This window comes from Oleiphilus sp. HI0123 (genome assembly GCF_001635315.1).
Window position 1 is genome coordinate 1 of record NZ_LWGE01001336.1, and the last position, 1,106, is coordinate 1,106.

Consider the following 1,106-nt stretch of genomic DNA (forward strand, 5'->3'; position numbering starts at 1 on the left):
ACCACATTGCGATAGCAGTGCCAGATTTACAGAAAGCCATAGAGCGCTTTGCAGAAGACTTCGGCTTGAACCTGAAAGGTCAGGAAGATGTACCTGAAGCAAAAACCAGTGCTGCGTTTTTAGACGTTGAGAAAACCAGCATTGAATTGATTCACCCGCTTAACGGTGAAGGCCCTGTGCAGAAATACTTGGAAAAGAAAGGCGGTGGCATTCACCACCTTTGTTTCCGCAGCGACGATATCGAAGCGGATGTTGAGCGTTTGAAGGCAAAGGGTTATCAATTCCTTTCCGATGCACCTTCACCTGGTGCGCACAATTGTAAAGTGATCTTCATCCACCCAAAAAGTGCCGACGGCATTTTAATAGAGCTTAACCAACCCATGGGTCAGTAAGCACTTACATAAGCATAACAATAGAGCAGCTATTACTTAACGAGAAATACTATGTCTGATAAAAAGCCTGATTTAGCCGCACAACTCGAGCAATGGGAAGCGCTTGCGACCAAACAAATGAAAGGGGTCAGTCCGGATGAAATGACCTGGCAGACGCCAGAAGGTATTCCCGTTAAGGTGCTCTATACCGAGGAAGATACAAAAGACCTGCCTCACACCCAGACACTTCCCGGTATGGCTCCCTTTGTACGTGGCCCAATGGCAACGATGTACGCCGGCCGCCCCTGGACCATCCGCCAATACGCAGGATTTTCCACCGCAGAAGAGTCAAATGCTTTCTATCGCAAAAACCTGGCTGCCGGTGCACAAGGCGTATCAGTTGCCTTTGATTTAGCGACTCACCGAGGTTACGACTCAGACCACCCACGCGTAACGGGTGATGTAGGTAAAGCAGGTGTGGCGATTGATTCAGTCGAAGATATGAAAATTCTTTTCGACGGCATTCCGCTTGATAAAGTATCGGTATCCATGACCATGAACGGCGCAGTCTTGCCAATCCTGGCTAGCTACATCGTTGCAGCAGAAGAACAAGGCGTTTCACAAGAACAGCTTTCAGGCACTATCCAGAATGACATTCTGAAAGAGTTTATGGTGCGCAATACCTATATCTACCCACCAAAACCATCCATGAGGATTATTGGCGATATTATCGGC

The 1,106-nt window shown here is 47.8% G+C and carries 2 protein-coding genes; both read left to right on the plus strand.

All coding sequences use genetic code 11. The annotated features are described in order from the left end of the window. The coding region (gene mce, locus A3761_RS16610; RefSeq protein WP_068750539.1) for a methylmalonyl-CoA epimerase at positions 1-392 on the plus strand (392 nt) is incomplete at its 5' end. Positions 393-443: 51 nt separating this feature from the next. Beyond that, the coding region (locus A3761_RS16615) for a methylmalonyl-CoA mutase family protein (protein WP_231881242.1) at positions 444-1,106 on the plus strand (663 nt) is incomplete at its 3' end.